General features: G+C 69.2%; 7 protein-coding genes and 1 pseudogene. 5 read left to right on the top strand and 3 right to left on the bottom strand.

Features of this window, described 5'->3' with window-relative positions; all coding sequences use genetic code 11:
* Positions 1-70: 70 nt before the first annotated feature.
* Positions 71-307, top strand: a pseudogene (locus ABZZ20_RS22965) (winged helix-turn-helix domain-containing protein); the annotation flags it as partial.
* 2 nt (positions 308-309) lie between these two features.
* On the top strand, positions 310-933 hold the full coding sequence (locus ABZZ20_RS22960; protein WP_356872364.1) for a transposase: 624 nt from the start codon (positions 310-312) through the stop codon (positions 931-933).
* 30 nt (positions 934-963) lie between these two features.
* Here the strand turns inward: ABZZ20_RS22960 and ABZZ20_RS22955 are convergent, their stop codons facing one another.
* The gene (locus ABZZ20_RS22955) at positions 964-1,728 is read right to left on the bottom strand and encodes an IS5 family transposase (protein ID WP_356872362.1); all 765 of its coding nucleotides are present in this window, start codon (positions 1,726-1,728) and stop codon (positions 964-966) included.
* A gap of 166 nt (positions 1,729-1,894) precedes the next feature.
* On the opposite strand from ABZZ20_RS22955, the gene ABZZ20_RS22950 reads away from it, so the two are divergent.
* Positions 1,895-2,116 carry a hypothetical protein gene (locus tag ABZZ20_RS22950; RefSeq protein WP_356872360.1) on the top strand — a complete coding sequence of 74 codons (222 nt, stop codon included), beginning with the start codon at positions 1,895-1,897 and terminating at the stop codon, positions 2,114-2,116.
* A 1,141-nt stretch (positions 2,117-3,257) separates the two neighbouring features.
* Here ABZZ20_RS22950 and ABZZ20_RS22945 read toward each other — a convergent pair.
* Entirely contained in the window at positions 3,258-4,589 is a 1,332-nt protein-coding gene (locus ABZZ20_RS22945) for a class I SAM-dependent RNA methyltransferase (RefSeq protein ID WP_356872358.1), read from the bottom strand.
* 141 nt (positions 4,590-4,730) lie between these two features.
* Complete coding sequence (locus tag ABZZ20_RS22940) at positions 4,731-6,779, bottom strand: APC family permease (protein WP_356872356.1); 2,049 nt, start codon at positions 6,777-6,779, stop codon at positions 4,731-4,733.
* 209 nt (positions 6,780-6,988) lie between these two features.
* Here ABZZ20_RS22940 and ABZZ20_RS22935 point away from each other — a divergent pair, with 209 nt between their 5' ends.
* Together ABZZ20_RS22935 and ABZZ20_RS22930 are read left to right on the top strand one after the other, a co-directional pair.
* A complete protein-coding gene (locus ABZZ20_RS22935; protein WP_356872355.1) occupies positions 6,989-7,657 on the top strand; it encodes a TrkA family potassium uptake protein in 669 nt (222 codons plus the stop codon).
* Complete coding sequence (locus ABZZ20_RS22930; RefSeq protein WP_356872353.1) at positions 7,654-8,316, top strand: TrkA family potassium uptake protein; 663 nt, start codon at positions 7,654-7,656, stop codon at positions 8,314-8,316. The genes ABZZ20_RS22935 and ABZZ20_RS22930 overlap by 4 nt, the downstream gene beginning before the upstream one ends.
* The last annotated feature ends 74 nt before the right edge of the window (positions 8,317-8,390 follow it).

Below are 8,390 nucleotides of genomic sequence, written 5' to 3'. Positions count from 1 at the left end.
CCGCAGTCCTCTCAATCCTCCATGCCCAGGTCCTCGCCCTGACCGACGAGCCCAACAAGATCAAGACGACATGTTAATGATCTGCAAGCCCTTAGAGAAGCTGGCGGGGTTTTTGGAGCAGGGGCCGGCCGCGCATGGCTGGGTGGAGGACCAGGTGTGGACCGCATCAAGGGTGGCCACGCTGATCGGTAGGAAGTTCCACGTCTCCTACAGCGTCTCCGGGGCCACTCGGTTGATGCACCGACTCGGCTTCAGTCCGCAGGTGCCCGCACGGCGGGTGGCCGAACGCGACGAGCAGGCCGTGAGCGTGTGGCGGGAGGTGACCTGGGCGGAGGTAAACGGGCCCGGGCGGCCTGCGGGGGCTATGTCTGCTTCGAGGACGAAGCCGGCTTCACCCGACGGCCGCCCCGGGGACGCACCTGGGGCCGGCGCGGCATCACCCCGGTCGTGACCGTGAGCGGACGCCGCTCGGGACGACTGTCGGTAGCCGGGCTGATAGCGATGCGGCCCGGCTCCCGCACCCGGCTATGCCACCGCTTGCGGACCCATCCCGCGGGCAAGGGCAAGCGCCGCAGCATGGGCGAACGGGACTTCATTGCGCTGGTCGACGGCGTCCATCAGCTGGTCAGGGCGCCGATCGTGCTGGTCTGGGACCGGCTCAATACCCACGTCTCCCGCATGATGCGGGACCTCGTCGCCGAGCGGGCGTGGCTGACGGTGTTCCTGCTGCCCGCCTACTCGCCCGACCTGAACCCGGTCGAGGGCGTGTGGGCGCACGTCAAGCGCAGCCTGGCCAACCTCGCCGTCATGGCCCTCGACCGCTTGGAAGTCCTCGTGCGCAACCGGCTCAAACACCTCCAGTACCGGCCCGACACCCTCGACGGCTTCATAGCCGGCACCGGCCTGACCTTCGACGACCCGGCGTCACCCTGACGAGCTGAAGTCAGTCAGCCCTTTCCATCCTCACTCTGAGCTGGCCAGATGCAGGGCGAGGACGGCCTGGACGAGGCTGGTGATCCGGGTGGTCGAGCACCGGAGCCTGCGGAGGAGCCGCCAGGCTTTGAGGGTGGCCATGGCCTGCTCGACGAGTGCGCGGATCTTCGCGTGGGACCGGTTGACGGCCTTCTGACCGGTGGAAAGGGTTTCCCAGCGGCCCCAGTAGGGGGTGCGGACGGTTCCGCCGGAACCCCGATATGCCTTGTCCGCCCAGCACTTGATGTCGGCTGCGGCAAGGGCGTCGACGATGCCGTGCTCGCGGGCCGCGCGGACATCGTGGACGGCGCCGGGCAGGGCCGGCGAGGCCCACAGCAGCCGGCCGAAGGGATCCGTGAGGACCTGCAGGTTCATCCCGTGCTTCTTGTGTTTCCCGGAGTAGAAGGGCCGGTCCGCGGCGATGCGGTCGATCGGCAGGAGTGTGCCGTCGAGGATCACGAACGCCTTCGTCGACGCGACCCGGATCGCGTCGGCCAGGGTGGGCGCGAGACCTGCCAGGAGTTCGACAGCCTCGGTGGCATACCGGTAGGCGGTCGTGGTTCCGATACCGAATCCGGCCGCGAGCTGGGCATACGTGTGTCCCATCCGCAGGTGGGCGAGTGCGAGCAGGGCCTGGCGGCCGGGGTTCAGACGCCTCCAGCGGGAGCCGATCGCGCGGCGGTGCTGCCGCAGACGGGCGGACAGGAAGCGCAGGGCAGAGCTGGACACGTCGACGCCCGACGGGTAGACAAGCATGCGAAGCCTCTGGTGGATACGGTTCTCTTGGTCGAAAACCCATCTACCAGAGGCTTCACCACGTTGTCAGCCCAACCGGCTTGCTCCTGCTGCAAGTTGGAAAGGGCTCAGTATCTGGTCATCAACTGCACGAACGTCCTCTTGGGCGCCGTTGGCGGACGCGTGCGTGACGGTTTGGGCTCTGGACACCACTTCGGACGCGGTCGGCGGGTATTCGGCCGCCCAGCCTCTGCCGATGCTGGACGCCGCCGAGCGGGAGCGGGCCGGGCAGCTGCTGCGGGCGGGCGACCGGCGACGCTACCTGGCCTCGAGCGTGGGGCTTCGGGTGCTGATCGGCGGATACCTCGGGCTGGCCCCGGCGGACGTGGTGTTGGTCCGCGAGACCTGACCGCGCTGTGGCGGCCCGCACGGCAGGCCCGCCGTGGCCAGCGGCGCCCTGCACTTCTCCCTCTCGCACAGCGGCGACGTGGCCTACCTCCCTTCGCCGGGGTACCGGTCGGGGTCGACGTGGAGAAAATTCCGAGCGCCGCCGTGGTGGCCGACGTACTGACCACCCTGCACCCGGCGGAGACTGCGGAGCTGACCGCTCTCCCGGAGCCGGAGCGGCGGGTGGCGATGGGCCGGGTATGGTCCCGCAAGGAGGCCTACCCATTCTTGAGAGCAGCCACAGCTTCTCGACGCGCTTCCCGGGCGGCGCGAGGTTGTGCCGCTTCACGTAATCGATGACCCGCCTGCACTCCGCTTCCGTCGCCTCGTCGGGCTCGGGGATGGCCACCCGCCGTTCAGCGACGAGCCGTTCGATCAACTCCTCCGCCTTGGCGCGCCGTGCCCGGGCCGCAGGCCGTTCCGAGTACGGCATGAGAGTCTTCTCCGCGGCGCCCTGGAGCGCGGCAACGTATCGAGGACCTCCGGATAGTGGCCGTGCTCGAGATAGAACTTCCCGACCTCGGTGACCTCGCACCGCACCGCCCTGGCACGACGTACGACGACCAGCAGTCCCCTGGTCTCTCAACGCGTACGCGGAGAGCCGTTCAGCCGACGCCAAGCCCAGCTCTTCGCCGGCATCCAGCCGCCGCAGGAGCTCTCGCTGGCGGCCATTCAACAGGGACCAGCGGTGCGTGCACCCACGTCCCGCTCACCAGCAAATCCCCCTTTGCTGGACATCCGCGAGCACCGGCCAGCAATCCGGCGAGGTGGCCCCGGCCTCCATCGACTAGGAGGGCCACGCTCGTACGTCTTCCCGCAGACACGGACCGGTGGGGTGGCCGCGGCGGCTCATACAGAGCGTGTGCGCGGGAAGATGTCGGTCAACGCCCGGACAGAGTCGGCATCAGGCCATCCATCGCACGCATAGAGCCGCCTCCCCGGGCAGGCGCTCGACCTGGCCCGGGGGCAACCTACCGCTGCTGATGCACTGTCAGGAAATCGGCCCGGCGAGCGTCAAATGAGCGTCACGAGCGTCATTTCAGCGTCAAGACATCGCCCGTAACGCCCATAGCGCACATAATGCGCACCGACAAAACCGCAGGTCAGGCGTCTTCCCGTACCGGCTCCAGGATCGCGACGCACTCGACATGATGGGTCATCGGGAAGAGGTCGAAGACGCGGAGGGTGCGGGGCTTGTAGCCGGCTTCGGCGAAGTACGCCAGGTCGCGGGCCAGGGCCGCCGGGTCGCAGGCCACGTACGCGATGCGGCGGGCGGAGAGACCCGCGACGTGGCGGACCGTCTGCTTGCCGGCCCCCGCGCGCGGGGGGTCCAGGACGACCAGGTCGCACTCCGTGATGCCGGTCTTCGGGAGGACCGTCTCGACCTTGCCCTGTTCGATGCGGACCCGGGGGAAGTCCGCCAGGTTGTGGCGGGCGTCCTCCACCGCGCGCTTCGTGGACTCGATGCCGAGCACCGCGCCCGTCTCGCCCAGGCGTTCGGCCAGCGCGCCCGCGAAGATGCCGACGCCGCAGTACAGGTCGAGGGCCATCTCGCCCTTGCGCGGCATCAGGCCCTGCATGACGGCCTTGATCAGGGTGTCGGCGGCCTGCGGGTGGACCTGCCAGAAGCCGCCCATGCCGACGCGGTAGGTGCGACCGTCCGCGCGCTCGCGTACGAAGGGGCGGCCGTGGACGCGGTGGACCCCGCCGTCCTTCTCCTCGACCCGAAGGACCGAGACGGGCTTGTCCAGCTCGACGAGCGGAAGGCGACCGCCGGGGCGGGGGGTCAGGACGACCTGGCGGTCGTTCGAGCCGGAGGCGGCGATGGCCTCGACGGTGGCCATCTGGGGCCAGTCCTGCTTCTCGATGCCCAGCTCGCTGACGCCCGGCGCCGCGATCATGCAGTGGTCGATCAGCTCGATGTCGTGCGAGCGGTGCTTGCGCAAGCCCACCCGGCCGTCCTCGTCGATGGCGAACTGCACACGGGTGCGCCACTGCGGCACCTGTCCGGCCGGCAGCTTGTCGCCCTCGGCCGGCATGACCGTGCCGTCCCAGCCGGCCTCCTCCGGGGTGAGCCCGGCGAGCCGCTTCAGCTGCTCGGCGACGACCTCGCCCTTGAGGCGGCGCTGGGCGCCCGGCTTGGCGTGCTGCCAGTCGCAGCCGCCGCACTTGCCGGGGCCGGCGTACGGGCACGGGGCCTCGACGCGGTCCTTGGAGGCCTCCAGCACGGTGATCGCGTCGGCGCGCAGGAAGCGGGAGTCCTCCTCGCCCTCGGTGATCTTCGCGATGACCTTCTCGCCGGGCAGCGTGTGGCGGACGAAGAGGACGCGGCCGTCGGCGGTCCGGGCGATGCAGTGCCCGCCGTGCGCGACGGGGCCGACCTCGACCTCGTACTCCTCCCCGACCAGTGACTGCTTCTCGTTCTGCTCGGTCATGGTGGGGAGGCTCCAAGGGTCAAGGGTCAAGGATCAAGGATCAAGAGGAAAACGGGGAAACGGGTCGTACAGGAACGGCCGGACGGCCGACCCACCAGTTTACGTGGATCCCGTCCGGCCGTTCGCCACCCCGACCCGGCCCTACTTCGCCGCGCGGTCCTTCGAGCGCGACGTGTCCACCGGTCCGCGGCGCACCGAGCCCGGAGCGTTCCATTCCTGCCGCTTCTTCGCCCGCTTCCTCGCGAGCTCCGAGGACTGCAGTTGGTAGGGCACGGAGGTGACCATCACGCCGGGCGTGAAGAGCAGCCGGCCCTTGAGCCGCAGCGCGCTCTGGTTGTGCAGCAGGTGCTCGTACCAGCGGCCGACGACGTACTCGGGGATGTACACGCTGACGGCGTCGCGCGGGTTCTCGCTGCGCAGCCCCTTCACGTACTCCACCACGGGGCGGGTGATCTCCCGGTACGGCGAGTCGAGGATCTTGAGCGGAACGTTGATCCCGCGCCGCTCCCACTCCTCCTTGAGGGCCTTGGTCTCGACCTCGTCCACGTTGACGCTGAGCGCCTCCAGCCGGTTGGAGTGCAGCAGCTTGGCGTAGGCGAGGGCGCGCAGGGTGGGCTTGTGGAGCTTGGACACCAGGACGACGGAGTGCACCCGCGAGGGCCGCACGTACTCGTCGGGGCGCTCCTCGGCGGCGGCGATCTCGGTGGACACCCGGTCGTAGTGCTTGCGGATCGCGGTCATCGTGCCGTAGAAGATCACCATGCCGAGCAGGGCGACCCAGGCTCCGTGGGTGAACTTGGTGGCGAGCACGACGACCAGCACGAGGCCGGTGAAGAAGGCGCCGAAGGTGTTGATCGCGCGGGAGCGGATCATGTGGCGGCGCTTGGCGGGGTCCGTCTCGGCCTTCAGGTGCCGGTTCCAGTGGCGGACCATGCCGGTCTGGCTGAGCGTGAAGGAGACGAAGACGCCGACGATGTACAGCTGGATCAGCTTCGTCGAGTCGGCCCCGTAGAGCCAGGTGAGCAGGGCCGCCGCGCCGGCGAGCAGCACGATGCCGTTGGAGAAGGCGAGCCGGTCGCCGCGGGTGTGCAGCTGGCGCGGCAGGTAGCGGTCCTGGGCGAGGATCGAGCCGAGCAGCGGGAAGCCGTTGTACGCGGTGTTGGCCGCGAGGAACAGCACGAGTGCGGTGGCCGCGGCCAGCATGACGAAGAAGAACGAGCCGTCGCCGAAGACCGCCTCGGCCACCTGGGAGATGACCGGGTTCTGCACGTACGAGGGGCCGACCGGGGTGCCGTTGACCAGCAGGTCCGTGGCGGGCTTCTCGGCCATCCTGACGTCGGTGGCCATGGCCAGGCCGATGATGCCGCAGAACATGGTCACGGCCAGGGCGCCCATGAGCGCCAGGGTGGTCGCCGCGTTCTTGCTCTTGGGCTTGCGGAAGGCGGGTACGCCGTTGCTGATCGCCTCGACGCCGGTCAGGGCGGCACAGCCGGAGGAGAAGGCCCGCAGGAGGAGGAAGACCAGGGCGAAGCCGGCCAGACCCTCGTGTTCCGCCTTGATCTCGAAATCGGCGGTCGGGGCCTTCATGGTGTCGCCGAGGACGATGCCGCGCCAGGCACCCCACGCGATCATGATGAATACGCCGGCGACGAAGACGTAGGTCGGAATCGCGAAGAGCTTGCCGGACTCCTTCATGCCGCGCAGATTCATCAGCGTGAGCAGCAGGATCATCCCGATGGCGCAGAGCACTTTGTTCTCGACGACGAAGGGGACGGCGGAGCCGAGGTTCTCGACGCCCGAGGCGATCGACACGGCGACGGTCAGCACGTAGTCGACGAGCAGGGCGCTCGCGACGGTGAGGCCGGCCTTGGGGCCGAGGTTGGTGTTGGCGACCTCGTAGTCGCCGCCGCCGCTGGGGTAGGCGTGAACGTTCTGCCGGTAGGAGGCGACCACGGTGAACATCAGCACGACGACCGCAACCGCGATCCATGGGCTGAAGCGGTACGCCGACACGCCCGCGATCGAGAGGACCAGCAGGACCTCACCCGGTGCATATGCCACCGAGGAGAGCGGGTCGGACGCGAAGACGGGGAGGGCGATCCGCTTGGGGAGGAGAGTTTCTCCGAGGCGGTCGCTGCGCAGCGCCCGGCCGATCAGGATCCGTTTGGGCACGTCGGTCAGTTTGGACACGCAGAGGATCGTAAGCGTTCGAAATCGGCCTGACGAACCCCCTACCCCATAAACCGCCCGATGGGAGCCCGAGGGCACGCACGAGACACCGCAAGAGACCCCATGGGTGACCGCCCGTGTGTAGCTTGGGCCGTGGTCTGAGACCCTGTTAAGCCAGAGCATGCAATGAGGCTGGGAACCAGCGAGCGCTGACAGCCGGAAGGACGGCCGTGCACATCGTCATTATGGGCTGCGGAAGGGTGGGCTCCGCCCTCGCGCAGACCCTGGAACAGCAGGGGCATACGGTCGCGGTCATCGACCAGGACCCCACCGCATTCCGCCGGCTGGGAGCCGGATTCGGCGGCCGCCGCGTCACCGGGGTCGGCTTCGACCAGGACACGCTGCGCGAGGCCGGAATCGAGGAAGCGGGCGCCTTCGCGGCCGTCAGCAGCGGTGACAATTCCAACATCATCGCCGCACGCGTGGCGCGCGAGATGTTCGGGGTGGAGAACGTCGCCGCCCGCATCTACGACCCCAAGCGCGCCGAGGTCTACCAGCGCCTGGGCATCCCCACCGTGGCGACCGTACGGTGGACCGCCGACCAGATGCTGCGCCGGCTGCTGCCCTCCGGCGCCGAGCCGCTGTGGCGCGACCCGAGCGGTGGTGTGCAGCTCGCCGAGGTGCACACCTCCGCCGCCTGGATCGGGTACAAGGTCAGCAAGCTGCAGGAGGAGACCGGCGTCCGCGTGGCCTTCCTCACCCGGCTGGGCGAGGCCATGCTGCCGACGTCCCAGACGGTGCTGCAGGAGGGCGACCTCGTCCACGTGATGATGCGTACGGACGAGATCGACAAGGTCGAGGCGGCCTTCGCCGAAGGTCCCGAGGAGGCACACGCATGAGGGTCGCGATCGCCGGAGCCGGCGCGGTGGGTCGTTCCATCGCGGGCGAGCTGCTGGAGAACGGGCACGAGGTGCTGCTCGTCGACAAGGCGCCGACCGCCATCTCCGTGGAGCGGGTGCCGCAGGCCGAGTGGCTGCTGGCCGACGCCTGCGAGATCACCTCGCTGGACGAGGCGGCGCTCCAGCGCTGCAACGTGGTCATCGCGGCGACGGGCGACGACAAGGTGAACCTGGTCGTCTCCCTCCTCGCCAAGACCGAGTACGGGGTTCCCCGGGTCGTGGCGCGCGTCAACAACCCGAAGAACGAATGGCTCTTCAACGAGTCCTGGGGCGTGGACGTCGCGGTTTCCACGCCGCGCCTGATGTCGGCGCTGGTCGAGGAGGCCGTCAGCGTCGGCGACCTGGTGCGGCTGCTCCGCTTCAGCCACGGCGACGCCAACCTGGTCGAGCTGACCCTGCCCGCCGACTCCTCGGTGGCCGGCACCCTGATCAGCGAGATCGTCTGGCCCGAGGACACCTCGCTGGTCACGATCATCCGGGGCAACCGGGTCCTCACCCCGCACGCCGAGGAGACCCTGGAGCCGGGCGACGAGCTGCTGTTCGTGGCCGCCCAGGCCCGCGAAGGACAGCTGGAGGACCTCCTCCAGGCCCGTCGCTGACGGACGCGCACGCAGTCACGGATACGACGGAACAGAAGAGGGGCGGGCCGACCATCCAGTGGTCGGCCCGCCCC

The organism is Streptomyces sp. NPDC006430 (genome assembly GCF_040612395.1).
In the GTDB taxonomy this organism is placed as follows: Bacteria; Actinomycetota; Actinomycetes; order Streptomycetales; family Streptomycetaceae; genus Streptomyces.
This window is presented reverse-complemented; position numbering and strand designations above follow the sequence as displayed.